This is a genomic window from Acetoanaerobium pronyense (assembly GCF_017874355.1).
GTDB lineage: Bacteria > Bacillota > Clostridia > Peptostreptococcales > Filifactoraceae > Acetoanaerobium > Acetoanaerobium pronyense.
This window is the reverse complement of sequence record NZ_JAGGLI010000011.1, coordinates 42,328-67,032: the sequence shown is the minus strand read 5'-3', so window position 1 is coordinate 67,032 and position 24,705 is coordinate 42,328. Positions and strand designations below refer to the sequence as shown.

The 24,705-nt window shown below is 32.9% G+C and carries 20 protein-coding genes, 1 tRNA gene and 1 other annotated feature; of the genes, 14 read left to right on the top strand and 7 right to left on the bottom strand.

The window, feature by feature from the left end:
* The first annotated feature begins 20 nt into the window (after positions 1 to 20).
* Positions 21 to 986, top strand: a complete 966-nt coding sequence (locus J2Z35_RS06285; RefSeq protein ID WP_209660530.1) for a DapH/DapD/GlmU-related protein — start codon at positions 21 to 23, stop codon at positions 984 to 986.
* A 205-nt stretch (positions 987 to 1,191) separates the two neighbouring features.
* On the opposite strand, the gene speB is transcribed toward J2Z35_RS06285, so the two are convergent.
* From speB to J2Z35_RS06265, 4 genes are all read right to left on the bottom strand, one after another.
* Positions 1,192 to 2,043: an agmatinase gene (gene speB / locus J2Z35_RS06280; RefSeq protein ID WP_209660529.1), complete on the bottom strand. Its 852-nt coding sequence runs from the start codon at positions 2,041 to 2,043 to the stop codon at positions 1,192 to 1,194.
* Complete coding sequence (gene speE / locus J2Z35_RS06275; RefSeq protein ID WP_209660528.1) at positions 2,036 to 2,884, bottom strand: polyamine aminopropyltransferase; 849 nt, start codon at positions 2,882 to 2,884, stop codon at positions 2,036 to 2,038. The genes speB and speE overlap by 8 nt, the downstream gene beginning before the upstream one ends.
* A 12-nt stretch (positions 2,885 to 2,896) precedes the next feature.
* The gene (gene speD / locus J2Z35_RS06270) at positions 2,897 to 3,328 is read right to left on the bottom strand and encodes an adenosylmethionine decarboxylase (protein WP_209660527.1); all 432 of its coding nucleotides are present in this window, start codon (positions 3,326 to 3,328) and stop codon (positions 2,897 to 2,899) included.
* 587 nt (positions 3,329 to 3,915) lie between these two features.
* Complete coding sequence (locus J2Z35_RS06265; protein WP_209660526.1) at positions 3,916 to 5,391, bottom strand: aminotransferase class I/II-fold pyridoxal phosphate-dependent enzyme; 1,476 nt, start codon at positions 5,389 to 5,391, stop codon at positions 3,916 to 3,918.
* Positions 5,392 to 5,532: 141 nt separating this feature from the next.
* Between J2Z35_RS06265 and J2Z35_RS06260 the strand changes: the two genes are divergently transcribed.
* The 3 genes from J2Z35_RS06260 (at position 5,533) to J2Z35_RS06250 (ending at position 10,868) form a co-directional block, all read left to right on the top strand.
* Positions 5,533 to 6,630, top strand: a complete 1,098-nt coding sequence (locus J2Z35_RS06260) for an alanine racemase (protein ID WP_209660525.1) — start codon at positions 5,533 to 5,535, stop codon at positions 6,628 to 6,630.
* A gap of 513 nt (positions 6,631 to 7,143) precedes the next feature.
* Positions 7,144 to 9,939: a UPF0182 family membrane protein gene (locus J2Z35_RS06255; RefSeq protein ID WP_209660524.1), complete on the top strand. Its 2,796-nt coding sequence runs from the start codon at positions 7,144 to 7,146 to the stop codon at positions 9,937 to 9,939.
* Positions 9,940 to 9,983: 44 nt separating this feature from the next.
* Positions 9,984 to 10,868, top strand: coding sequence for a mechanosensitive ion channel family protein (locus tag J2Z35_RS06250; protein ID WP_209660523.1), 885 nt, complete (start codon positions 9,984 to 9,986; stop codon positions 10,866 to 10,868).
* Between the two features lie 131 nt (positions 10,869 to 10,999).
* Here J2Z35_RS06250 and J2Z35_RS06245 read toward each other — a convergent pair whose 3' ends face one another.
* Positions 11,000 to 11,950: a TDT family transporter gene (locus J2Z35_RS06245; protein ID WP_209660522.1), complete on the bottom strand. Its 951-nt coding sequence runs from the start codon at positions 11,948 to 11,950 to the stop codon at positions 11,000 to 11,002.
* A 384-nt stretch (positions 11,951 to 12,334) separates the two neighbouring features.
* Here J2Z35_RS06245 and rbr point away from each other — a divergent pair, with 384 nt between their 5' ends.
* The 3 genes from rbr to J2Z35_RS06230 all read left to right on the top strand — a co-directional run bounded on the left by rbr (position 12,335) and on the right by J2Z35_RS06230 (position 16,226).
* Positions 12,335 to 12,937, top strand: a complete 603-nt coding sequence (rbr, locus tag J2Z35_RS06240) for a rubrerythrin (RefSeq protein ID WP_209660521.1) — start codon at positions 12,335 to 12,337, stop codon at positions 12,935 to 12,937.
* Positions 12,938 to 12,999: 62 nt separating this feature from the next.
* Positions 13,000 to 13,206, top strand: a binding site (T-box leader).
* A gap of 116 nt (positions 13,207 to 13,322) precedes the next feature.
* Positions 13,323 to 14,600: a serine--tRNA ligase gene (gene serS / locus J2Z35_RS06235; RefSeq protein WP_209660520.1), complete on the top strand. Its 1,278-nt coding sequence runs from the start codon at positions 13,323 to 13,325 to the stop codon at positions 14,598 to 14,600.
* Positions 14,601 to 14,777: 177 nt separating this feature from the next.
* The gene (locus tag J2Z35_RS06230; protein WP_209660519.1) at positions 14,778 to 16,226 is read left to right on the top strand and encodes an alpha-amylase; all 1,449 of its coding nucleotides are present in this window, start codon (positions 14,778 to 14,780) and stop codon (positions 16,224 to 16,226) included.
* Here J2Z35_RS06230 and J2Z35_RS06225 read toward each other — a convergent pair whose 3' ends face one another.
* Positions 16,227 to 16,487: a hypothetical protein gene (locus tag J2Z35_RS06225; RefSeq protein ID WP_209660518.1), complete on the bottom strand. Its 261-nt coding sequence runs from the start codon at positions 16,485 to 16,487 to the stop codon at positions 16,227 to 16,229.
* A 226-nt stretch (positions 16,488 to 16,713) separates the two neighbouring features.
* On the opposite strand from J2Z35_RS06225, the gene J2Z35_RS06220 reads away from it, so the two are divergent.
* The 7 genes from J2Z35_RS06220 to J2Z35_RS06190 all read left to right on the top strand — a co-directional run bounded on the left by J2Z35_RS06220 (position 16,714) and on the right by J2Z35_RS06190 (position 21,971).
* Positions 16,714 to 17,427 carry a M48 family metallopeptidase gene (locus J2Z35_RS06220; protein WP_209660517.1) on the top strand — a complete coding sequence of 238 codons (714 nt, stop codon included), beginning with the start codon at positions 16,714 to 16,716 and terminating at the stop codon, positions 17,425 to 17,427.
* Positions 17,428 to 17,687: 260 nt separating this feature from the next.
* Positions 17,688 to 18,284 (top strand): type IV toxin-antitoxin system AbiEi family antitoxin domain-containing protein, encoded by a 597-nt coding sequence (locus tag J2Z35_RS06215; RefSeq protein ID WP_209660516.1) that lies wholly within the window; start codon positions 17,688 to 17,690, stop codon positions 18,282 to 18,284.
* Entirely contained in the window at positions 18,281 to 19,123 is an 843-nt protein-coding gene (locus J2Z35_RS06210) for a nucleotidyl transferase AbiEii/AbiGii toxin family protein (protein WP_209660515.1), read from the top strand. Before J2Z35_RS06215 ends, J2Z35_RS06210 begins: the two co-directional genes overlap by 4 nt.
* A 22-nt stretch (positions 19,124 to 19,145) precedes the next feature.
* Positions 19,146 to 19,337, top strand: a complete 192-nt coding sequence (locus J2Z35_RS06205) for a hypothetical protein (protein ID WP_209660514.1) — start codon at positions 19,146 to 19,148, stop codon at positions 19,335 to 19,337.
* A gap of 167 nt (positions 19,338 to 19,504) precedes the next feature.
* Positions 19,505 to 19,581 (top strand) — tRNA-Arg (locus J2Z35_RS06200).
* 151 nt (positions 19,582 to 19,732) lie between these two features.
* Positions 19,733 to 21,643: a DEAD/DEAH box helicase gene (locus J2Z35_RS06195; RefSeq protein ID WP_209660513.1), complete on the top strand. Its 1,911-nt coding sequence runs from the start codon at positions 19,733 to 19,735 to the stop codon at positions 21,641 to 21,643.
* 67 nt (positions 21,644 to 21,710) lie between these two features.
* Positions 21,711 to 21,971 carry a hypothetical protein gene (locus J2Z35_RS06190; protein WP_209660512.1) on the top strand — a complete coding sequence of 87 codons (261 nt, stop codon included), beginning with the start codon at positions 21,711 to 21,713 and terminating at the stop codon, positions 21,969 to 21,971.
* Between the two features lie 1,548 nt (positions 21,972 to 23,519).
* Here J2Z35_RS06190 and J2Z35_RS06185 read toward each other — a convergent pair.
* Positions 23,520 to 24,680 carry a tyrosine-type recombinase/integrase gene (locus J2Z35_RS06185; protein ID WP_209660511.1) on the bottom strand — a complete coding sequence of 387 codons (1,161 nt, stop codon included), beginning with the start codon at positions 24,678 to 24,680 and terminating at the stop codon, positions 23,520 to 23,522.
* Positions 24,681 to 24,705 lie beyond the last annotated feature (25 nt).

The following is a 24,705-nucleotide window of genomic DNA, read 5'->3' as shown; positions in this document are numbered from 1 at the left end:
TATAAAAGTGGGGGAATCGTATGGATAATATAAAATTTGCAGAGTCTTCGGTAATCATTGGAAAGATAAGATGTGGGGAGAATGTATATATATCACAAGGGGCAGTGCTAAGGTCAAAGGATGATTCTATATCTATTGGAAATTCATCTATGGTGCTAGAAAATAGCGTGATAATAGGTACAAAGGATAATCCTGTAAAAGTGGGGAGCAAAACCGTATTTGGCCATAAATGCGTAATAATAGGGGCTGAAATAGGAAACCTCTGTGAGATAGGAAATGGTGTAACTATGCTTCCTGGCTCTAAGATAGGAAATATGTGTATATTTGGAGAGGGAACTATAATACCAAAAGGCACTGTCATTCCTGATGAATCTGTGGTAGTTGGAAGACCAGCAAAGGTGATTAGAAAACTCACTGAAGATGATAAAAACATGATAAAGAGGATGAGGGGAAACGACATATCTTTAAAGGAATTTAAGGAGAATATATTTGAAAAAGAGGGGGAAGTAAATATGGGAACATTACATAGATTTAAAGATAAGTATCCATCTATTGCAGATTCTGCTTTCATACATCAAAGTGCTGAGCTAACAGGAGATGTGATTGTAGGAGAAAACTCAAAGATAGGCTCTGGAGTAAAGATAATAGGAGACTCTCATGGTCCTGTAAGAATAGGAAAAAACGTAAATATACTTGAAAATACTGTACTTCACCTTCTTCCTGACAATCAGCTTATTATTGAAGATAATGTAAGCATAGGTCCATCATGTATAGTACATGGGACTGTAGTTGGTGAAAATACTGTCATAGAGGCAGGGTCCATAATATGTGATTATAGCAAACTTGGAAAAAATACTTTAGTAAAATCAGGAAGCCTTGTAAAGCAAAGAAGTGAATTTGGAGAAAATGAAATACTTGAAGGGTTTCCAGCAAAATCAATTGGAAAAAATGAAAGCAAAATGGAAAAGCCAGATTGGATATTATAACTAAAAATTTAATCTCTAAAATATTAATAAAAAAATATAAAAGTATATCATAGATCCTATAAGAACAAATTTAAGATAATACAAATCCTAGACTATGAAGCATCAACCTTATGGAGATGAATTCAGTCTAGGATTTTTTAATTAACATATTTTAAACAAGGGATTTACGCTTGACTGATCAACCTTGAATTAATAGAGTAATTGCTTATTTTACAGCAATAAGTGCCATTTCTCTAATAACCTTACATGCCACTGCAGTAGACATACCGCTTTGGTCATAATGAGGAGAAAGCTCGACAGCATCCATTCCTACTATGTTGTTTAGGTTATTAAATAACTTAAATGCTTCTATTAAATCCTTAAAGCTAATCCCGCCAGGCTCTATAGTTCCTGTACCAGGAAATGCAGAAGGGTCAAGTACATCAAGATCTATAGTGATATATACAGGCTTGTCCTTAAGCTTTTCTACAATTTCATTTAATCCATCTAGATTAAATGGATTCATAGAAACATGGTCCTTTGCCCAGTGAAACTCTTCTTTAGTTCCAGATCTTATTCCAAACTGGTAGATTTTGCCGTCGCCAAGAAAATCATGACATCTTCTAAGAACAGTGGCATGGGAAAGCTTTTGGCCCATATAGTCTTCCCTAAGATCCGCATGAGCATCAAGATGAATGATATGAAGGTCAGGATATTTCTTATATACGCTTTTTACAGAGCCCAGGGTTACAAGATGCTCTCCGCCAATCATAAATGGAATCTTAGAAGAGCTTACAATCTCATCTGCAGCCTCTTCAATCATATCTATGACTTTTTCAGGATTTCCAAATGGAAAGTCAAGATCTCCCATATCAAACATCTTATAGTCCTCCATATCCTTATCAAGATATGGACTATAGGTTTCAAGTCCGAAAGAGTCATTTCTCATTATGTTTGGTGCAAATCTTGTTCCAGGTCTAAAAGAAGTAGTTCCGTCAAAAGGAGCCCCAAATAGAACAATTTGAGACTCTTCAAATTCATTGTCAAAACCGATGAAGTTAAATATATTTTTATTCATTATCAAGCATCTCCTGTACATAAGTAGGAAGGGAAAATGATCCTACGTGTATCTGAGGGTTGTAGTATTTCGTTTTGATTCCAAGTGATGTCCACTTTTCAAAATCTGCATCCTTTATAGGGTCAAGCTTCTTTGACGCAAAGCCAAACAGCCAGTGCCCAGAAGGATATGTAGGCATATGGAACTGATATACTTTTGATATAGGAAATATATTTTTAATCTTGCTATGAGCTCTCTTCATTTCATGGGAGAACTGGTCATAGTAAGGGCTTTCGCTTTGATTTACAAGTATTCCATCTTCTGAAAGTATGTTGTAGCAGTTTGTATAAAACTCATTTGTAAAAAGTCCCTCTCCAGGTCCTATTGGGTCTGTTGAGTCCACAAGAATAAGGTCATACTTGTGCTTTGCATTTTTTACAAACTCTATTCCATCTTCAAAGTAGAGATTAACTCTTGGATCTGAAAGCTTTGAAGAAGTAATAGGAAGGTATTCAATAGAGACATCTACAACAAGCTTGTCTATTTCAACCATATCTATTTTTTCTATGAAAGGGTATCTAGTCAGCTCTCTTACAGTGCCGCCGTCTCCTCCACCTATTACAAGAACATTTTTTACATTTGGATTTGTAGCCATAGCCACATGAGTAATCATATCATGATATATAAACTCATCTTTTTCAGTAACCATCATAAGTCCATCAAGGGTAAGGAATTTTCCAAACTCTTCACTTTCAAATACGTCTACATCTTGAAAATCACTTTTTCCAGTATATAGATGCTCTTTTACCTTGATAGAAAGTCTTACATTATCTGTTTGCTCTTCTGTGTACCAAAGTTCCATGACTATACCTCCTTATGATGCTATTTCATCGTCTGTTTGAGGCTTGAAATGGATATCTCCAAGATCTTCTTTTGCAAATGTTTTTATTTTATCAACTGGTCCTCTAGGCACTTCGCTAGTTTCCCACTTTTCTGCTTTTAAAGTTTCGCTAAGGTATTCAAAACCAATCCATGGATTAACAGTGTCGCCACAAGTAAAGAGATCAACCGCTGCATATCCGAATTCTGGCCATGTGTGTATAGTAAGGTGAGATTCCTGTATTATTACAGCTCCACTTACTCCCCATGGGTTAAATGTATGGAATGCACTTTGAACAATAGTAGCCTTTGATTTTATAGCTGCTTCGTTCATAAGCTTCTCTATTAATGAATGATCCTTTAACACCTCTTTATCACAGTTATAAAATTCAACAAGTATGTGTCTTCCTAGTTGTTCAATTTTCACGCGTATCACTCCTTTTCTATATAAGAATTATTAGTTTATAGTACAGATATTTGCAGCATAACACTTACGTTAATCTGTTTTATGTTATGAATCTGAGGACTGGTGGTTTCCTTCAGATAAACATATTTATTAATTAATATGGGTTTCCTATGAAGAAACCTGAGGTTTACCCCTACTGTGGTTTCTTATTGGTAAACTTTTTATTTATCAATACTAAACAAAGATACAACATTTTTGTTCTTCTGTCAACACATAAAATAAAATATTTTTAATATTTTTTTATAGCAAAAACAAAAACTTCAAAATGGTGTATAGGTTGTCAAATCTAGGTTTAGAAAGAGATGAGAAGAAGAGTTAGAATAGAAGGATTTAAGCGAGATTATAAAAACATAAAAATATATTTAATTAAGGGAACTAGGAAGATATGAATTTTCAAAACTGGAGACAAAATTAGAAAAATTATAATTCAAGATGTTTTAAGCAAAAATTCTGTCCATAGATATGATAAATCTTTGGAATTTTTTAGCAAAGTATTAGTTTATTCACAACAAAAAAGCTATAAAGAGATTTCTCTTTATAGCTTTTGTTTATATAGCAATAGATCTTACATTATTGTGCTTTAATACTTTAATATATTCTCCCGATGGGTCATGATTGTCTGTAAGGACACTCTTTTGAGTTTTAAGGACTTCTATATAGTCGATTATACTCTTTGTTATTCTTTCCCCTGGACTAAGTATTGGTATTCCAGGAGGGTAAGCCATTATATATTCTCCGCTGATTTCTCCTACAGAGTCAGTAAGAGGGAGTATTTTCTTTTCCATATAAAACGCATCTCTTGGGATTATTACAACTTCTGGATTTTCAAGAGCTAGTAAATCACACTTAAACTCTTCTTTTTTATATTTCAGGCTTATGTCTTTAAGGGCATCTACAAGTGCTTCTATAGCATCTTTAGAATCTCCAAGGCTCACAATTCCAAGTACGTTGTATATATCTCCTAGTTCCATTTGTATATTATATTCATCTCTTAGGATGTCATAAGCTTGAAAACCTGTAAGTCCAAGTTTTGATACGTTAATTCCAAGCTTAGTTTCATCAAAGGAAAAGACACCTTCTTTATCTACAAGCTCTGTGGAAAATGCATACATTCCATCTATAGCATTAATTTCTTTTCTAGCCCATCTTACAAGCTCCAGCTTTTCACAGAGGATTTCTCTTCCTCTTGTTGCAAGGATTTTTCTAGCTCCATCAAGGCTTGCCATAAGCAGGTATGATGCGCTAGTGCTTGTAGTTAGGTTGATGATAGTCTTTACTCTGTTTTTATCTATTATTCCTTCTTTAAGAAGCAGGCCTGAGCTTTGGGTAAGTGAACCGCCTGTTTTATGAAGGCTCACAGCAGACATATCTGCTCCAGCTTCCATAGCAGACATAGGAAGCTCTTCATGAAAATGAAGGTGTGCTCCATGTGCCTCATCCACAAGGACTGCCATATCGTTTTTATGACAAAGCTCTACTATAGCCTTAAGGTTAGAACTTGCCCCGTAATAAGTAGGGTTTATTAAAAAAACAGCCTTTGCCTCAGGGTTTATAGCTATAGCTTCTCTGATTTTATCTAGTGTTACTCCCATTGCTATTCCTAGATTTTCATCCATTTCAGGCTGCACGTATACAGGAGTTATCCCTCCTAATATAAGGGCATTAATAGCTGACTTATGGGCATTTCTTGGGAGAATCACCTTATCTCCAGCCTGACAAGCGCTCATTATCATAGCCTGAACTCCAGACGAAGTTCCATTTGTAAGGAAAAAAGCATGGTCTGCACCATAAGCATCTGCAAGAAGGTCTTGAGCTTCTTTGATTACACTTACGGGATTACCTATATTGTCTAGGCATTTCATTGAATTTACGTCAATCCGCATGACTCTTTCACCGAAGAAGTCCACCAACTCCTTGGTTCCCTTGCCATGCTTGTGGCCAGGTACGTCAAATGGGATGACGTCTTTCTCATCGTACTCCTTTATGGCATCCATAAGAGGAAGTAGATCGTGGTTTTTTTTCATTCGTATCACTCCTTATAATAAAGATAAAAAGTAATACTGCAAAAATGTACTATGAATAGAATTTTACCAAAAAATTTAAAGAAGTAAATACCCAAAAATGATATAGTAGAAAAAAAGACTATACTAAGGGGTGGCAAAATAATGAAAAACACAGATTATCCAATGCTTGAAGTGGACTTGAAAAAAATATTTCACAATGGAAAAAAAGTTATGCATATGTGCGAAGAAAACTCCATAGAGATATGTGCAGTTGTAAAAGGAAGTGATTCCTCATCCAAAGTTGCAAATACATTAACTAAGGCAGGCTGCAAATCAATAGGAGATTCTAGAATAGAAAAAATCGCTAAGATGAAGGAAGAGGGCGTAACTGCTCAGATGCTTCTTCTAAGACTTCCTATGCTTTGTGAGATTGAGGAAGTAGTTAGATATGCAGATATAAGCCTTAACTCAGAGATGGATACACTTTTAGCTCTTAATAAAGAATCAATAAAACAAAATAAAATACATAAGGTGATTCTTATGATGGACCTTGGAGATTTGAGAGAAGGTTTTTTTAGTAAAGAAGAGATATTAAAGACAGCTTTAGAAGTAGAAAAAAATATGGCTGGACTTCATCTATATGGAGTAGGAACTAACCTTGGATGCTATGGTTCTATAAGGCCTTCAAAGGTCAATCTAACTGAGCTTGTAGAAATTTCAAAAGAAATTGAAGTACTTATTGATAGAAAGCTTGAAGTAATATCAGGAGGAGCTACATCATCCCTTCCTCTTATAATGGATAATGAGATGCCAAAAGGTATAAATCACCTTAGAGTAGGAGAGGGGATACTTCTTTCAAGGGATCTTAAAGATGTGTGGGGATATGAAATGAAGGGATTTGAAAATACTAATTTTACCCTAAAGGCTCAGGTTATTGAAATAAAGGAAAAGCCTTCATATCCTATAGGAGAGATATTTATAGATGCCTTTGGAAATAGACCCCAGTATCAGGATAGGGGAATGAGAAAAAGAGCTCTACTAGCTATCGGTAAAAAGGATATAGGTCATCACGATAGTTTAATTCCTAAAGATGAAGGTGTTACAATAGAAGGTAGCAGTAGCGACCATCTTATAGTTGATATTACAGATTCTATAAAGGATATAAACATTGGAGATATAATGGAGTTTGATATGTATTATCAGGCTATGCTTTATCTTGCAAGCTCATCTTCTGTGAAAAAAGTATATATAGACCTCTAAAAATACTGAAAAATAGTTATATACTCAAAACAAAAGAGACGCATCAGCGTCTCTTTATATATAAAATTTCATATCCAGTTTAAAAGAGTTAACAAATTATTTTAAAAAAACTTTCTTTTTAAAAATCAAGTTTCTGAAAAACTATTTCTGTTATTTACTTTGGTGGAATCATAGCCTTCCTCCCGAAAAAACTAAATGAAATTGCTTAAAAATGTAATTAACAATTGGTATGTCTTTCAATATTATATCGGTGGAATCATCTCGCTCACTCCTTGAGTCACTTTGAAAAATTTCCATTTAATCCTGAGAATTTCTCTTAAGATTTTGGTGGAATCAGCTCCTTTTTTTGAAGTTATAGTATATATACCACCCATATTTAAGCTTAAACAAAATATTAATTTAAGATGTAAATTTTTTATACTATTTAAATTATAGTATTTCTATAATATATAATTAATAGCCTAGATAATTGGGTATGATGAGGATAGCAATAATTGATTGGGGGATTAAAAAATGGAGAAAAAAAAGCCAATAGAAATATCGAATATAAAAAAAATAACTATAATTATATCTGTGATGGCATTAATTGCAATACTTACTTCATTTAGTAAAATTTTAGGATTTATGGCAGATTATTTGTGGTTTAAAGAGGTGGGTTATACTTCAACATTTTTGAAACAGGTGTTTGCCAAGCTCTATATAGGAGTGCCATTTTTTATTGCGTTTACTGGGTTTATCTACTTTTATTTTTACAGAATAAAAACAAATTACTACAAGCATATGAATATACTTACAACAAAGCAGGATGAAAAGCCTGTGAATAGAATAATAGGAATCATTGCAGCGATTCTTGGAGTGTTTTTTTCTTTTAGCATTTCATCATCCTTTTGGATGCAGATTCTTAGATTTTTAAACTCTACAAGATTCGGAGAGACAGACCCTATATTTTTAAAAGATATTTCCTTTTATGTCTTTACCCTTCCAATAGTAAGGGAAGTATTTAATTTTATGCTTGGTTTTGTAGTCTTTTTGATGATAATAACATTTGTGCTTTATATAGTGCTTATATCTATAAGACAGCCAGCGGATACAGGGGATGACCTTGGAGGAAAAATTAGGACACTTAGGACTAAAAACAGCTTTGAGGTAATTCAAAAAAGAGCTATGGACTTGGCCCTTGGCCAGATTATGGTAATAGGAGTCATATTTTTTCTTATAGTTTCTTTAAGAAGCTATATAGCTGCATTTGGACTTCTTTACTCTCCTACAGGAGCGACATATGGAGCTGGATACACAGATATTAATGTAACTCTTTGGATATATAGAATTCAGATATTTGTATCTCTTTTTTCAGCAGGACTATTAGTCTACTCAAGATATAGCGGCAATATAAAGGTTTCTGCTCTTGGTCCTATAGCTCTCGCAGGAGTCTATATCATAGGTTTTGGAGTCCAGACATTCGTTCAAAATATTATAGTGTCTCCAAATGAACTTGCAAGGGAAAGAGAATATATAGCTCATACCATTGAATATACTAAAAAGGCATACGGACTCGATGATATAAATGTGGTTCCTTTTGAAGCTACACAAGATCTTACATTTGAAGATATTGAAAATAATATGGAAACTATAACCAATATAAGCTTAAACGACTATAGGCCTACAAGAGAAGCTTTTAACCAGCTTCAAGGACTTAGAGGTTATTATAATTTTAATGATGTTGATATAGATAGATATACACTAAATGGCAGTCTTACCCAGGTCTTTCTTTCTGTAAGAGAGCTTGACAAGGAGGCCCTTGATGAAAGCGCAAAGACTTGGGTTAATAAGCATCTTAAATTTACCCATGGATATGGCGTTACAGTAGCTCCAGTTAATCAGCTTACAGCATCTGGACAGCCACTTATGGTGGTTAGAAATGCTCCTCCGATTTCAGACTTTGAAGAACTTAGAGTCACTAGACCACAGATATATTTTGGAGAGCTTACAAATGACTATGTAATCGTAAATACAGATGAACAGGAATTTGATTACCCAATGGGAGATACACTTCAGACGACATCATATGAAGGAAGTGCAGGAATAAGGCTTTCGTTTTTCAATAAACTTCTTTATTCTATAAGGGAGCAAAGTCTTAATATGCTTGTTTCTGGAAGCTTAAATGATGAAAGTCGAATAATTTTAAACAGAAACATAATGGAAAGAACAAGAAAAATAGCACCGTTCTTGCTTTATGATGAAGACCCTTATGCAGTGATTTCAGAGGGAAGGATATTTTATATAATAGATGGTTATACAAGTACAGGATTTTATCCATACTCGGAGCCTTATGCGAATACTAATATCAATTATATAAGAAACTCTTTTAAGGTTATAGTAGATGCCTATAATGGGGATGTAGATTATTATATAATAGATAGTGAAGATCCTTTAGTTCAGACCTATGATAAGATATTCCCTAACCTTTTTAAAACCGTGGAAGAGATGCCAGAGCAGTTTAGAGCTCATTTAAGATATCCTCAAAACATATTTGATATTCAGGCTCAGATGTATGGAACTTATCATATAGATCAGCCTGAGCTCTACTATAATAGAGAAGATAGATGGCAAGTAGCAAGGCAAAATTATGGAGGAGAAATACAAGAGATGGAGTCCCTTTACTTTACGTTTAAGCTTCCATCTGAAGAGGAGCCAGAGTTTGTGCTTAGCATACCTTACACACCTCTAGACAGACAAAATATGATAGCATTTTTGATTGCAAGAAATGATGGGGAGGACTATGGAAAGCTAAGGCTTTATGAGTTCCCTAAAAATAAAACTATAATAGGACCTGAGCAAATAGAGGCTAGAATTAGCAATAACGATGTAATATCAAGAGATTTAGCACTTTGGGATTCAAGAGGTTCTCAGGTAATAAGAGGGCACCTCCTTACTATTCCTATAGAAGATTCAATCCTTTATATAGAGCCTCTATATATTAGAGCAGGCTCTGAAAATGCTATACCTGAGGTAAGAAGGATTATAGGAGTTTATGGTGACAGAGTAGTGATGGATGACAACCTAGAAAAGGTCATAGAGCGTCTATTTGATAGAAGTCTTCCAGTAACTGGAGATTTAGAAGTTGATGATATACCTGTAGATGACCCTTCAGCTGAGGTTCCTATACTTGATTCAGACTATCAAGAGCTTATTATGAGGGCAAACACCCTTTATGAAGAAGCACAAGAGGCTCTTAGAAGTGGTGAGCTTGGGGAGTACCAAAGAAAGGTAAATGAGATAGGTGAGATTCTTAGAAGGATACAAAACTAAAGTATTTTAAATCAAAAAATTCAAAAAGAAAGGATGTTATTTCATTGAATGAATCTACCCTTGAAGTAGTGACAGAGGAAATTGCAAACACAGTAAATTATGGCTTTGATTTTATGGATGCATTAAAAGCCATGTTAATAGCATATGGAGGAAATATAATAATAGGACTTTTAATACTTGTTATAGGAATCTATATAGCTAAAAAAGGAAGAAATATCTCAAAAAGACTTATGAAAAGGTCAAATGTAGACCCATCAGCAGTTGGGTTCATATCCCAGATACTTTATTTTATTATAATAATAATGGTTGTTATTGCAGCTCTTGGTAGAGTAGGAGTTCCTACAAACTCATTTGTTGCAGCAATTGGTGCTCTTGGGCTTGCTGTAGGTCTTTCCCTTCAAAATAATCTTTCAAATTTTGCATCAGGGATACTGATTCTTATATTTAAGCCATTTAAGGTAGGAGATTTTATAGAAGCTGCTGGCGTATCTGGGACTGTAGATGAAATCCTTATTATGAATACCGTTCTTTACGCTTTAGACAATAGAAAAATAATAGTACCCAACTCTAAACTGACATCTGAAAATGTATCGAATTTTTCAGCAGCGGAAAATAGGAAGATGCCTTTGACATTAGATATATCTTATGAATCTGATTATAAAAAAGCCATTGAGATTATAAAGGCTATTTTCAAAGAGGAGATAGATATATTTGATGATCCAGAGCCAGTAGTAGTGCTTAGAGAGTTTGCTGACAACTCGATGAGGATTTTTGCACTTCCTTGGGTAAAAAATCAAAATTTTTGGGCTGTGCATGGTAGAGTAATGCAAAGGATTAAAGATGAATTTGATGCAAATAATATAGAGATACCTTATCCTCAAACCGTAATTCACGTAAAAGGTGAAAATCAGGTTATTCATAAGCGTTAAGAAGCATAAATTGTTCTTTATAGAATTTACAGTTTAGTTATCAAATATAATCCTCTTTTTACCATTTAACAAAAAGATTACTTAATATAAAAAAAGGTCTCATATTTTTAAAATGAGACCTTTTTTATATTTTATGCAGTTGTCTTTTGTTGTGAAGGAGCTGGAGCTTCTTTTTTCAATAAAAACGCACTGTATTGAGCTAATACATAAAGCACCATGATTACTGCTAATGCTTCAAGGAAAGATGCAGCTCCCTTGAGTATAGGAGAAGGGGAACCTATGCTTGCGAAAAATCCACTTGTTCCTTTGATAGCTATTGCACTAATTACAAATGGAAATGTGAAAGCTGAAAAACTAGGATAAAACTTCAGTCTAAGGAGCTTTGGCATTTGAGAAAGTGCTATAAGTATAGTAATGCTAGCAACTGCTACAAGAATATAAACCATAAAAATATTTTTTTCTGGGAAAGAGTTCATATATCCAGCAAGACAAAGGCTTCCTGGAGCAGCAAAGATTGCAAGTGTAGGAAGAGCCATCTCAGGAATCTCTTTTACTACAAAGGCGCGATAAGTTACAATTGGAAGAATAACCATATATGGCAAAAATCCTACCCAGAAAAGAATCTGCCCAATACTTTGCATTTGATGGACTGGAGCTGCCACACTTGCAGCTACAATCCCCGCATATACTATAAAATATGTAGGAAATACCTTTTTAATATTAAACTTTAATATATGTGTTTTTGTAAAGACTGCAATAAGGGAAAGATGAAGAACTATTCCTATAATCCAAAACCCTAATGCAAGTGGAGAAGAATATGGCTTTATGTATGTAGATAAAATCATCATAGACATAGGAAATGTAGCCATTACACCACCTACTACAGGGTTATCAAGCCCCTCCTTAATACATGCAGGATATTTTATAAACTTTGCAACAAGCATTAAAAAGATTATAAAAGAAACTGCCCCAAACATAGACCTAATTAAAGGACTGTATCCTCCAAGTAAATTTCCAAGAGCTGCAAGACCAAGCATAAGCCCTGAAACTGGAAGTGGAAGCTTTTGAAGTATTTTATTCATGTTTACCCTCCTAAAGTTCATTAATACTAAATTAATTTTTTCGAAATATAAAACTAGAAACTTTTTTAATATAAAAAATAATTTCGTTTACATTTTAACATGAAAAACCCTTATATTATATGAAACTCAGTGTTTTCAACTATTTAAATATTTAATAATTATTATAAAAAAAATCAATAACAGGAAAAATTTGTTATTTTATTTTCATTTTTTGTTTTTGTAGAAATTGAGTATAGGTCTTTTTAATTAGAAAATTATATTGAAATCATTACAAATTCGCTAAATTTATAGTATAATGTATAAAGCAGTTGTTAAACTGCTGGCAAATTGGGTAAATGAGAATCAAGGGATTAGACCCAAAATAAAAATTCAGGAGGTTCAATCATGGCAGGAAAATCATTAAAAGGAACAAAGACTTTAGGAAACCTTATCAAGGCTTTTGCTGGAGAGTCTCAAGCTAGAGGTAGATACAACATGTTTGCCGAGGTAGCTGAAAAAGAAGGATTCATGAGAATAGCAGAGGTTTTTAACGAAACTGCTGACAACGAGCGTATACACGCAAAGATATTCTATGATCATGCAGTAGCTGGCTTAGAGGGAGAAGAGTTTCCAGTAGCGCTTCATGTAGATGCTGACTATCCTGTAGTTATGGGAAATACATATACTAATCTAGTAGCAGCAGCTATGGGAGAAAACGAAGAGTGGACTGAGCTTTATCCAGAATTTGCAAAGATAGCTGATGAAGAAGGATTCCCAAAAGTAGCAGCTTCATTTAGAATGATAGTTGATATAGAAAAAGATCATGAAGAGAGATATCGTACACTTGCAGAGCATGTAAAAGCTGAAACAGTATTCAAAAGAGAAGAAAAAGACCTTTGGAAATGTATGTGCTGTGGATATATATTTGATGGTTCAGCAGCTCCAAGCATATGCCCAGTCTGTAAGCAGCCTCAGGCTTTCTTCAAACTTCACTGTGAAAAGTTCTAATATTTTAATAAAATAATTGAACAAAATCTTCTTTGGTGCTATAATCTTTAATAATAATTTAAAATTAAGCTATGAAGAAAAGTAGTAAAAAGCAGATATAATTCAGAGAATAGGCGGTTGGTGAGAGCCTATATATATCACTTTTGAATCCGTTTCTGAGCTCTGCATCTGAAGATAGTAGGATGCGGCGTAACCTTTTCGTTAAAGGTTCAAGTGGTCTTTATTAGACAATTTGGGTGGTACCGCGGAAGCTAGCTTTCGTCCCTTTACTGGGACGGAAGCTTTTTTGATTTTAGTAAAAAGTTGGTATTTGAGTGTGTATTTTAAAGTATTTTTAGTAGATAATCAGGTGTCAATTTTTGAAGAAGATAAAGGAGGATTTATCATGCTGGATATTAAAAGGATTAAAAGAGACCTAGAAGAAATCAAGCCCCTAATGGCTAAAAGAGGAGAAAAGGACTTTAGCTTAGAAGAGGTAATAGACCTTGATGACAAGAGAATAGAACTCCTTAAGGAGGTTGAGGTACTTAAAAATGAGCAAAATGTAGACTCAAAGCTGATACCTCAGTACAAAAAAGAAGGAAAAGACACAGCAGAGCTAATGACAAGACTTAAAGAGCTTTCAGATAAAATAAAAGAGCTTGATGATCAGGTGAAGGTTGTTGAAGAAGACCTGTTCCAAAAGCTTCTTAGAATACCAAACGTTCCAAATCCAAAGGTTCCGACTGGAGATACAGATGATGACAATGAAGAGGTTCGAAAATGGGGAGAGCCAACTGTATTTGACTTTGAGCCTAAAGCTCACTGGGATATAGGTACTGACCTTGGAATACTTGATTTTGAGGCAGCAGGAAAGATTACAGGCTCTAGGTTCACTCTTTACAAAGACCTTGGAGCTAGACTAGAGAGATCTCTTATAAACTTCTTCCTTGATACTCATACTAGGGATCATGGATATACAGAAGTGCTTCCTCCATTTATAGCTAATAGAACTAGCTTTGTAGGTACAGGGCAGCTTCCAAAATTTGAGGAAGATATGTTCAAGCTAGAAGGGTATGACTACTTCCTAGTTCCAACGGCAGAGGTACCTGTTACAAACATCCACCAAAATGAAATACTATCAGGAGATGACCTTACTATAAACTACTGTGCATACACCCCATGCTTTAGAGCAGAGGCTGGTTCTGCAGGTAGAGACACAAGAGGATTAATAAGACAGCATCAGTTTAACAAAGTAGAGCTTGTAAAATTCACAAAACCAGAAGATTCTTATGATGAGCTTGAAAAACTAACTGCAAATGCAGAGAAGGTTTTACAGATGCTAGGTGTACCATATAGAGTGGTAAGAATATGCTCTGGAGACTTAGGGTTCACGGCTGCATACAAATATGACCTTGAGGTATGGATGCCAAGCTATAATAGATATGTGGAGATTTCTTCATGTTCAAACTTTGAAGATTTCCAAGCTAGAAGAGCAAATGTAAGATTCAAAAGAGATAAAGCTTCTAAGCCTGAGTTTGTTCATACATTAAACGGCTCAGGAGTTGCAATAGGAAGGGCTCTTGCAGCTATCCTTGAAAACTTCCAGCAAAAAGATGGAAGTGTAGTAATCCCAGAGGTACTAAGAACTTATATGGGAGCAGATATTATAACTAAAAAATAAAGCCTTGTATTAAAAGTTAAGGCTCCATAGAAATATGATAAGACTCTCATTTATGGGGGTCTTTTCTCTTTGTTTCGTTTTTAAAAAAAAGGGAAACAATAATTAGAAGAGATTAATTGAAAATCATAGATATAGAATAATTATAAAAATACTGATTCATTAGAGGAGGAAATCTAAGTGAGTGTTAATGGAGTTATGATGCAGTATTTTGAATGGTATATAAAGCCTGATTCAAATCACTGGAAAAGACTTAAAGAGGATGCAAGGCATCTAAAGGAACTAGGCATTACATCGGTTTGGATACCCCCTTGCTATAAAGGCACTAGCAAAGATGATCCAGGATATGGAGTATATGACATGTATGACCTTGGAGAATTTGACCAAAAAGGGGATATTCCTACTAAATATGGTACAAAAGAGGAGCTTTTAGAGGCTATAAATGAGCTGAAAAATCAAGGAATACGGGTATATGCTGATGTTGTACTGAATCATAAAGCAGGAGCAGATGAGACTCAAAAGTTTATGGCAGTTGAAGTTGACCCTGAAAACAGAGAGGAAAGTATAAGTGATCCCCATGAAATAGAAGGATGGACAAAATTCAATTTTGATGCAAGGGAAGGAAAATATTCTGACTTTAAGTGGTCATGGGAGCATTTTAACGGCACAGATTACAATAATGAAAATGAAAAAACTGCAATATATTTGATTCAAGGAGAGGGAAAAAGTTGGGGAGATGGAGTAGATAAGGAGTTTGGAAACTATGACTATCTTATGTTTTCAAATATTGACTATAAACATCCCGATGTCCAAAAAGAGACAAAAAACTGGATAAGCTGGTTCATTAAGGAAACAAATATTGATGGGATAAGGCTAGATGCCATAAAACATATAAATGACTGGTTTATTAAAGAACTACTAGAGCACATAACTGCAGAATTTGGTGAGGATTTTTATAGAGTGGGAGAATACTGGGAAGGAAGAAAAGATATAATTGATAAATATTTAGAAGAGGTAGACTATAAGCTTGATTTATTTGATGTGCCTCTTCACTACAAGCTCTTTGAGGCTTCAAAAAGTGGAAAAGAGTTTGATATGAGAAAAATATTTGAAGGCACTTTAGTAAAAGACCATCCAGCCCTTGCAGTAACCTTCGTAGATAATCATGATTCTCAGACAGGGCAGTCCTTAGAATCCTTTATAGAGCCTTGGTTCAAATCTATAGCATATAGTCTAATTCTTCTTAGAAAAGACGGATATCCTTGTGTATTTTACGGTGATTACTATGGCTCAGATTCAGAGCATCCTATAGATTCAATAAAAGAAGCATTAGACAAGCTAATAGCTCTAAGGATAAATCATTCATATGGAGATCAGGATGATTATTTTGACCACGAAAATGTAATCGGATGGGTAAGAAAAGGAAATGAAGAACATCCAAAAGGGCTTGCTGTAATCATATCTACTGGAGATGAAGCAGAAAAATCAATGAACGTTGGAGATATTCATAAAGGGGAAATCTGGATAGATGCCTTTGGAGATATAAAAGAGGAGATAGAGATAGATGAACAGGGAAGTGGAGTATTTAAAGTAGGAGCAGGCTCGGTTTCTGTCTATGTAAAAAAATAATTAGCTTATCAAGGAAGACAAAAAGGTGGAACTTGGTTCCACCTTTTTTATTCTAGTCCAGTATTTTCTCAAAGGATATACTGTCATTCCATTTTCCTGATCAAAAATCAAATCTTTAGTTATTTGCTCAAAATTCCTAAAATCATAGTAGCTTTCATCTCTGGGAAAGCCTATTTGAGCAAAATAATTTCTATTTTCAACTTCAAATTCAAAAAGCTCCTCTTTTACTGACTCATCAAGTAGATGTATAGTAATATCCATAATATATCACCCTTTTGTTATAATTTTCTATAAATAAAGTATTCTATATACTAAGTTAAAGTCCTCTAAACTTTGTTGTGATTGAGAAGTAAAGCTATATGATATAATTTAGAGGCGTAAGTTAAAAAGGAATATAAGCCTATAATTAAGAGGATTTGAATTTGCAAAATTACAAAAAGTACAGAATTCATAAGTATATATTTTAAGTGCTGGAACTGGAGAAGATATGAATTTTAATATAGTATTTGAAGATAGAATTATAGAATATAATGTAATTTATTCAAAGAGGAAGACTCTTGAGATAAGTATCAAAGCACCTGGGATAGTTACAGTGAGGGCTCCACAGTATGTGAGTAAAAGCCAGATTGAAAAAAACCTTAGAAAAAAAGAAAAGTGGCTTATAGAAAAGCTTCATTTTTTAAGTGATTCCCAAAATATTCCTATCAAGAAAAACTATGTTTCTGGGGAATATTTGATGTACTTAGGAAAAAACTATATTCTTGATTTAGTAATTAATGAAGACTTAAAAAAACCAGAAATCAAGCTAACACAACATAACCTTATAATCACTGCGCCTACTAGAGATGAAGATATTATAAGGAAGTCTATGGAGATTTGGTACAAAGCAATAGCAAAGCAGATGATAGAAGAAAGGATATCCTATTATAGTAAATATTTTAATAAAAAAGTAAACTCAATAAAAATCAAAGCTCAAAAGACAAGATGGGGAAGCTGTAACTATAAAAATGACCTATTTTTTAATTATAAGCTAATAATGTCCCCACTTCCTATCCTTGATTATGTCGTAGTCCATGAGATGTGTCATATGGAGCACAAACATCATCAAAAAAGCTTTTGGAATAACGTTGCATCAATAATTCCTGACTATAGTGAGAAAAGGAAATGGTTAAAAGAGCATGGAGCAAAGCTAGAAATATGATGATAGAGAGAAATCTTTTGGAAAAACAAAGGTAGAAGCTATATAGCTTTTAGAGATAGGACTAAAAAGTCCTGCTACAATATAAATTTCATTTTTGTTTTTTGCATCAAATTTGCATCAAAACATTCTGCTATTGCTTATTTCTAATAATTTTATTAATGTATCTATCAAAGAAAAATGTTGATGAACTTGTCTTTTTAGTGAGTATATAGTAAAATGAATACGAACAAAAAAGACAAGAAGTTATGTGAGGTGAGCTTGTGAGCAAAAATGATTTGGTTTTGAAGTTGCTAAAAAAGAATAATGGTTTTATTACTTCACTTGAAGCAAAATCTAAAGGAATAGATAATAAAATACTGCAACGTATGGAAAAACTAGGTCAATTAGAAAGAGTAGAGCATGGCCTATACATGGATTCAAATCAGATGGAAGATGAATACTATTTAAGTCAATATAGGTGTAAAAAAGGGATTTTTTCTCATGAGACTGCTTTGTATTTTCACGAATTAGCAGATAGAACTCCTTTTCAAATAATGATTACTATTCCTTCAGGATATAATACTAGACTCTTAAAAGAGAAGAATAAATATAAGTTTTTTTATGTGGCTAAGAATTTGCATACTATTGGTAAAATTACAATGAAAACACCATATGGAAATGAAGTTTATGTTTATGATAAAGAGAGAACAATTTGCGATTGTTTGAAAAAGAAAGAACAATTAGATCGTGATTTGATAAATGAGGCAGTAAGAAGATATTTAAAAACACCTGGCTCTGATTATGCTAAATTAATTAAGTACGCAGGATTGTTTAATATGAAAGAGCTGATTCGCCAATATATGGAGGTGTTAATTTGAAAATTGGAAGCCCAAAACAATTAAAAGATTGGATTAATAATATGGCGAAGAAAAAGAACTTGGTAGCCAATACCTTGCTTCAAAATTTCATGATGGAAAGACTTTTAGAGCGGATTTCTATTTCAGAATATAAGGATAATTTTGTTCTTAAGGGTGGATTTTTAATTGCAGCAATGCTAGGAATAGATTTAAGAAGTACGTTAGATATGGACACAACTATAAAAGGATTTCCAGTTACTAAAGAAAATATAGAAGAAATATTGAATGAAATACTCTCCATAGACTTAGGTGATAATGTTACTTTCACTATTAAAAACATAAATAGCATTCATGATATAAGTGAATATGAAGATTTTAGAGTATCTTTAGAAGCTAAATTCTTCACAATTAAGGTAAATATGAAAATTGATATTACTACAGGAGATATTATTATTCCAAGAGAAGTTGACTATTCCTTTGAACTAATGTTTGAAGAACGGAGCATTGAAATTAAGGCTTATAATTTGAACACTATTCTAGCTGAAAAAATCGAGTCAATATTAGCCAGAAACATTTCAAATACGAGGGCTAGAGATTACTACGATGTATACATGTTAACCAGCTTTAGAAAAGATGATATTAATATTGTAGATTTAAGAAGTGCTATTATAGAAAAAGCAAAAGAAAGAGATACGTTAATTTACCTAGATAAAAAGGAGAAATATATTGCTGACATTGAAGAGAGCAAGGATCTTCAGTTGATATGGGATTCATATACAAAGAAATACCCTTATGCACAAGGTATTAAATTTGATGATATTATTAAAAAATTAAAAGAAATTCTTGGAGAAGAAAAATAAAATTATTTACATTATAGACATAATGCTAAAGCCAGAAAAAATTCATAACAAAGCCATTGGAAACTCTTTAAAAGAAACTTGTCTTTTTGGAAAGTATATATTGTTAAAAATACGAACCAAAAAGACAAGTAATGCTGGAGAGATTATATTGAAAAAAAAGAACTTGGAAACAGATTTTCTTACAAACCTAGCAAAATTTATGATTACTATGTAGATGTACTTGAAATAATAGAAGATATGGTTAATGTTTATGGAGAGCATGTGGCATATGTTCATAAAATAGAATCGTTAAGGCCTATTTTAATAATTTATTCTAGAGATATTTACGAAATTCATATTTAATGCTAATATAATAACTGTAGCTAGCTAATTCAAACCCATGCACCCATAGCTCAGGTGGATAGAGCTGCAGTTTCCTAAACTGTGAGTCGGAGGTTCAAGTCCTCTTGGGTGCACCAAAAATAAGCGATACAGGAGTTTTATACTCTTGTATTTTTTAATTTAGCCACTTTTTAGCCACCGGGGGAAAGTTATTATATGATTTTAAAGATTTTCAGTGCTTTACTATATGCTATAATTTAAGGAAAATATAGCAGGGGAGTGGGCGCTTTGTCATTAGAATATATGGGAAATTACTTCAAACATTCAAAACCGAATATACTAGGGAATGAAAAATTGAGATACCCTCAAGTAGAAGCCTATATAGAGCTTAAAGAATATTTTAATTCAGAATATGATAATAGGAATGCTTTAGTGGTCTTACCTACTGGAGTTGGAAAAACTGGATTCATGGCTATAGCTCCTTTTGGGATATCTGGAGGAAGAGTTCTTATAGTTACGCCTTATACCACAATAAAAAATACTGTTATTGATGCTTTGAACCCTGATTTTTATAACAATTTCTGGTTAAAAAGGAATGTTTTTTCATCAAAGAAATTTTTACCAAATATAATAGAATATAATGGCCAAGACACTCCTATGGAGGTTTTAAGTAAAGCAAATATAGTCATACTGAATATTCAGAAACTTCAGTCTAGATTAGAGTCATCTTTAATCAATAGAGTTTCTAAAGATTTCTTTGATATGATAATAATAGATGAAGCCCACCATTCTACAGCTGCTACTTGGGTGGACTCTGTGAAATATTTTGATAAAGCCAAAGTATTAAAACTTACTGGAACGCCTTTTAGAACAGATAGAAAAGAAATAAATGGAGAACTAATATATAAGTATCCATTGAGTAGAGCAATGGCTAATGGGTATGTAAAGAGTCTTAGAAATAACACTTTCATCCCAGATGAACTGAGACTAACGATAGATAAAAATACAGATAAAACTTATTCTATCCAGGAGTTATATGCATTAAATTTAAAGGACATGGAATGGATAACTAGATCAGTAGCTTTATCAGAAGATTGTTCTGAAAAGATTGTTAGGGAAAGTATAAGGCTTCTTGAAAAGAAAAAAAATATAGGTAGCAAAATTCCCCATAAAATAATTGCAGTTGCTTGTAGTATATACCATGCTGAAGAAATACAGAAACTATATGAAAAACACGGCTATAGCGTTGCTTTGATACATAGTAAATTGGAAGAAACAAAAAAAGATCGCCTATTTGATGAAATAAAAAATAATCTAGTAGATGTAATAGTTAATGTCGCTATGTTGGGAGAAGGGTATGACCATCCTTATTTATCTATAGCAGCTATATTTAGGCCATTTAGAAATGAATTGCCGTATGCTCAATTTGTAGGAAGAATTCTACGGTTTATCGAAGATGGGGATGCACAAGTAGAAGATAATATAGGAGAGGTAATTGCACATAAAAACTTAGAATTAGAGCACCTATGGGAAAAATATAAAATAGAAATCCAAGAGAGTGAAATTATTAAAAGATTAAAAGACTACGATGATATTATAAATAAAACAATGGATCCAAAGACCACTCCTGGTGAGTCTGAAAAAGATGAGTTGGGCAAAGTTATAAATCTTGGAGACTCCAGAATTGAGAGTGAAGAATATCTATCAACCGAGTTATTTGCTCTAAGTAAGAAAAAGGATGCTGAATTAAAGCAGAAAATAAAAGATTTGAAAAAAATACTTGGAGACAATATAACTGATGACCAGGCTCAACTTATAATCCAGCAAGCTGAAAGTGACGATGATGAGACAAAGCGCCCAGATTTACTCTACAGTAAAAAGAAAAAAAATATAGATGATAAAATAAGAGAAGATATTGTGCCCCGACTTATGGTGCAGTATGATATAGATAAAGATAAGAATTATTTGAAAGATTTATCGATAATAAAAACAAAATGTAATTATATAGCAAAATATGTGAATAAAAACGATGGAATTTTAGCATTCTATATTAACGATTGTCTTAAGAAAGCGATAGGGAAAGAAAGAAAAAAATGGACAGATGCAGATCTGGATAAGGGGCTTAATATTCTAGATAATCTAGAAAAACAGCTGGACTACAGTTTAGAGAATGAAATTGATAATTTAAAAATGAGGTGAAAACATGGATATACTCAGTAGACTATTTAAACTAAGGAATTTGCCTATAGTGACACCGTATAATTTATTGGATAATGCTAAACTTGACAACTATGAATATGTTAAATATTATACAAAGGAAAATAAATTCATTGCAGAAATGAAATGTCTAGTTGATAAATTTGATACAATTTTTTATTATGAATTTGATAATAACAATTATCTCCAGAAGATTATGATGTATCAGGATGAAAAAATGCAGTGCATGTTTAATAGGGAAAAAGAACTTAAAGAGTTAAAAAAAGAATATTTGGAGCTAAATAATATTCAATTATCTAAAATAGGATAGCGTTGATTACATTGAAAAAATAAGTACCTTTACAATTAATTTGGGAGGTGCTTATTTTTTTACAATTATATCTTTAAACGAATGGGGATTAGAGAAATAGGGAGTGTATATCCAATAAATAAGTACATTAATTCCAAGGAATTCATCAATCAGGGTATTAGATAAATAGTTAAAATTCACGTGATAAATTATTGAAATAAGCTTATACTATCAGAGATAAAGTTGAAGGGGTGGGGATGCATGAAAGGAATATTTCCTTAATGCACCAACAGAGTGGAAGAAAAAAATGTTAATAAGATATGATTTTATACTTTATTCATTCCTTGGCTGAAGAGTTCAAACTACCACTCGCTTCATTATTTTAAAATACCTGCACCCCTTTTTAAAAATTAGTCGTTCTATTGGATACAGTTCCCCCTTTCCGTCCCACAAAATTTAAATCCGATGTAACCTAGAGGGGGGGATATGCATAAACTACAGTATAGGTGCTTTTAAGCGTAAATATAATCATAATAAAGAGCAAAAGATAAAGATAATTAGCAAATAGATGAAAATTTTACACATTAGATATAGGCATAAGTTTGCATACATTTAAAGAAAATACGGTTAACAAAAATTAACATTTTAATATATATAGAGGTGCATAAACAGCCTCCCCCCCATAAAAATATTTTCAAATTTTCAGCTTGGGACCGAAGGGGGACCTCTTTGTAATACACAGGCTATTTTTACATAACCCCCACCCCAAAAAGAAAGTGAAAATATGGAAAATTATAAAAAAATAGAAGCATATAAAAGAATATAAGGAGTGTTTAAATTTTTTAAGAGCATATAGCAAGGTGTCGTATATTCACACTTTATAGGGTTAAAAATGATTATTAATTTTTATGAATCGTATAGATTTTTAGCGGTGATTATTTCATATTAAAAATCGCAATATTTATATCATTCCAAAATATCTTGGAGTCAGATTGTAGATAATTCTTAAAACTGGTGATTAATACTATAGGGTTTAAACCATTAGAAATAGAGGCAAATCTTCATTTTTATCCCCAGGCAGAAAATATTGCTACCCTCATTTTTATATTTAACGAGATGGAAAATCTCTATAGCTGGTAGATCATAAAAGCAGGAGTGGTTTCAACGCAATAGTATTCTATGGGAATACGAAATACCATTAATCAGAGCTACTTCAGAAACTAATTAACTCCTAGAAAATTGACTAAATAACATACGCACCTAACAGTTTCCTTGGATTCCTAAAAAATAAGATTCCATGGGGTATAATCTCCAGTTCATCTTTACCATGTGATATGATATGTGATTAAATATTGAGCCGGATATAAATAAGCTCAATAAAGAAATATTGGTTTAATTAAAAAACTTAAAGTCTATAAGTATTGAAAAATAAGGATTTGTGCAAAATGTGAAAAGTATATGTAAAGTTTTAATATAGAGCATATATAAAAAGGACACATAACAAAGTAACATTTTGCACAAAAGGCAAAAAAAGCCTCTTGCAGATAATCGCAAGAGGTCTTTACTATTTTAGGCAAACATGTCATTTAAACTCTGTACTGCCTCTATTTTAGTTTCTTCTAAAGTATGGGCATAAATCTCTGTAGTTTTGATAGAACTATGGCCAAGCAACCTAGAAACAGTAAGGAGATCCACACCGTTTTTAATCAATTGGGTGGCATAAGTGTGCCTTAAAGTATGGAATTTTTTATAGGGGATGTTGGCGCTTATTAACGCTCTTTTCCAACTAGTTCGTACGTTATTAACATCCAAATATGTCCCAGTAGAAGATGGGAAAAGTAAATTATTATCGAAATACGCAGGGCCAAGTTTTAGTTTTTCTTCTTTGGTTAATATACTTAGATTTTTCAGTTCAGATTTAAGTATATTAGGGATGGGGACATCCCTAATAGAACTTTCAGATTTAGGTCTAGTCAGTTTAATCTCATAATGATAATTATTTTGATCTATATATACTCTAACATTTCTAATAGATTTTTGAATTCTCACGAAATCATTAGAAATATCGGTCTTTTCCAAAGCCAATATTTCCCCAATTCTAGCTCCGGTTAAAGCAGCAAACATAATTACATATCTAATTTTTACATTTCCAACAGATTCTAAAATAGTTTTCAATTCATCTTTGGTAAAAGTGGTAACTTCTGTATTTTTTTCGGAGATAGTATCTTCGTGTTTTTTAGGAAGCTTCATTCCCTGCATTGGATTTCTAACTATATATCCTTCCGATAATGCAAATTGAAAAAACTTACTTAAAACCTTTCTTATAGATTCTATAGATTTATTACTATCTAATATCTCATTATAAAATTTCTGAATTGAAAGTTTATTTATATCTAAAACAGAAATTCTACCAATAGTAGAACCCTGAATATGGTTTCTGAAAACACTTTCATATCTTTCGAAAGTAGATGTTTTATTTCCGGAATATCTTTCTATATTCCAAAGCCAAGAGTAAAGAGCTTTTTCTAAACTTATTAATCCTAAATCTGGATTGATTCCACTTTCTATCATCTGAAGATATTCTTTCTTTTTGTTTTCAGCTTCAGTCTTAGAAGAACCATAGAAATTCTTCATGATTTTTTTCCCGTTAGCGTCATATCGTATAAGTAACCTTGTTCTGTAATACTCGTTTCCGTTTATTTTACTATTTGTTATTGGTTTCCTGGCCATAAATAGTCCTCCTACAAACTATCCG

What these genes read in the sequence shown, in the direction of transcription:
- J2Z35_RS06260 (WP_209660525.1), top strand. Translation starts at nt 5,533, where the DNA reads ATGAAAAACACAGATTATCCAATGCTTGAAGTGGACTTGAAAAAAATA.
- J2Z35_RS06185 (WP_209660511.1), bottom strand. Translation starts at nt 24,680, where the DNA reads ATGGCCAGGAAACCAATAACAAATAGTAAAATAAACGGAAACGAGTAT.
- J2Z35_RS06265 (WP_209660526.1), bottom strand. Translation starts at nt 5,391, where the DNA reads ATGAAAAAAAACCACGATCTACTTCCTCTTATGGATGCCATAAAGGAG.
- J2Z35_RS06205 (WP_209660514.1), top strand. Translation starts at nt 19,146, where the DNA reads ATGCTAAAGCCAGAAAAAATTCATAACAAAGCCATTGGAAACTCTTTA.
- J2Z35_RS06245 (WP_209660522.1), bottom strand. Translation starts at nt 11,950, where the DNA reads ATGAATAAAATACTTCAAAAGCTTCCACTTCCAGTTTCAGGGCTTATG.
- J2Z35_RS06220 (WP_209660517.1), top strand. Translation starts at nt 16,714, where the DNA reads ATGAATTTTAATATAGTATTTGAAGATAGAATTATAGAATATAATGTA.
- J2Z35_RS06255 (WP_209660524.1), top strand. Translation starts at nt 7,144, where the DNA reads ATGGAGAAAAAAAAGCCAATAGAAATATCGAATATAAAAAAAATAACT.
- rbr (WP_209660521.1), top strand. Translation starts at nt 12,335, where the DNA reads ATGGCAGGAAAATCATTAAAAGGAACAAAGACTTTAGGAAACCTTATC.
- speB (WP_209660529.1), bottom strand. Translation starts at nt 2,043, where the DNA reads ATGAATAAAAATATATTTAACTTCATCGGTTTTGACAATGAATTTGAA.
- speE (WP_209660528.1), bottom strand. Translation starts at nt 2,884, where the DNA reads ATGGAACTTTGGTACACAGAAGAGCAAACAGATAATGTAAGACTTTCT.
- serS (WP_209660520.1), top strand. Translation starts at nt 13,323, where the DNA reads ATGCTGGATATTAAAAGGATTAAAAGAGACCTAGAAGAAATCAAGCCC.
- J2Z35_RS06225 (WP_209660518.1), bottom strand. Translation starts at nt 16,487, where the DNA reads ATGGATATTACTATACATCTACTTGATGAGTCAGTAAAAGAGGAGCTT.
- J2Z35_RS06285 (WP_209660530.1), top strand. Translation starts at nt 21, where the DNA reads ATGGATAATATAAAATTTGCAGAGTCTTCGGTAATCATTGGAAAGATA.